The sequence below is a fragment of the Janthinobacterium sp. ROICE36 genome (assembly GCF_002869965.1).
Classification (GTDB): Bacteria; Pseudomonadota; Gammaproteobacteria; order Burkholderiales; family Burkholderiaceae_D; genus Janthinobacterium.
On sequence record NZ_PEBS01000194.1, the window covers coordinates 1 to 674 of the forward strand.

A 674-nucleotide genomic window follows, 5' to 3' on the forward strand; every position below is an offset into this window, starting at 1 on the left:
GCTGTGAAGGGCTTGGGTCATGGCGCTGGCGGTGAGGTGACAGGAATCAACAGTGTACTCAACAGGCGCCTGGCTTTGAAGTAGGGCAAGCTGCGAATAGGAATATGATCACCCAATTCTAAACAGCCAGGTAACTGCGTACGACGTGGCGATTGGCAACGGCAAGGCGTCATCCGATCCGCAGTTCTATGCGTATTTATGTGCGGTGGCGGATTGGCGGGTGAAGATATCGTACGAAAGCGGAAAACGACGACCAGGAATCCTTTTATGGTCGGAGTTTCTTGAGAATTTTCGTATGTATTTTGATACGGAAGATAGTTGGAGGAAAAATGTCATCAAAGGGAACATATCTTATTACAACTCAGGTGTCTTGCCCGCTGATCTACCGTTGCTGACAGGACCTTTGTGGAAAATCGTCATATCAGAAACCAAAAGCGGTAAAAAGACTTCTGACGTCAAGCAGTCGAAGACTTGAGTAACTTTAGATTTCTATAATTTTCTGCTCGCTCTGCGATTAACTGAGGAGCGATACCCTTCAATAGTTAGAGTAGGTGTCAAGACCGGCCTGGTTATATACGCGTTTAACGAATAATTCCGGCTTTTTCTCCTGCCATTTCTTCATCGCCTGAATCGGTGTTGCGTTATCCAAGGCGCGCTGGGGAATGTTGTGGTTG

1 protein-coding gene and 1 pseudogene are annotated in these 674 nt (G+C 47.0%); one reads left to right on the forward strand and one right to left on the reverse strand.

The genetic code is table 11. The features are described from left to right. Positions 1-115 precede the first annotated feature (115 nt). On the forward strand, positions 116-475 hold the full coding sequence (locus CSZ94_RS29400; protein WP_102124369.1) for an effector protein Tle3 domain-containing protein: 360 nt from the start codon (positions 116-118) through the stop codon (positions 473-475). 60 nt (positions 476-535) lie between these two features. Here CSZ94_RS29400 and CSZ94_RS29135 read toward each other — a convergent pair. After that, positions 536-674 (reverse strand): annotated as a pseudogene (locus CSZ94_RS29135) (IS481 family transposase); the annotation flags it as partial.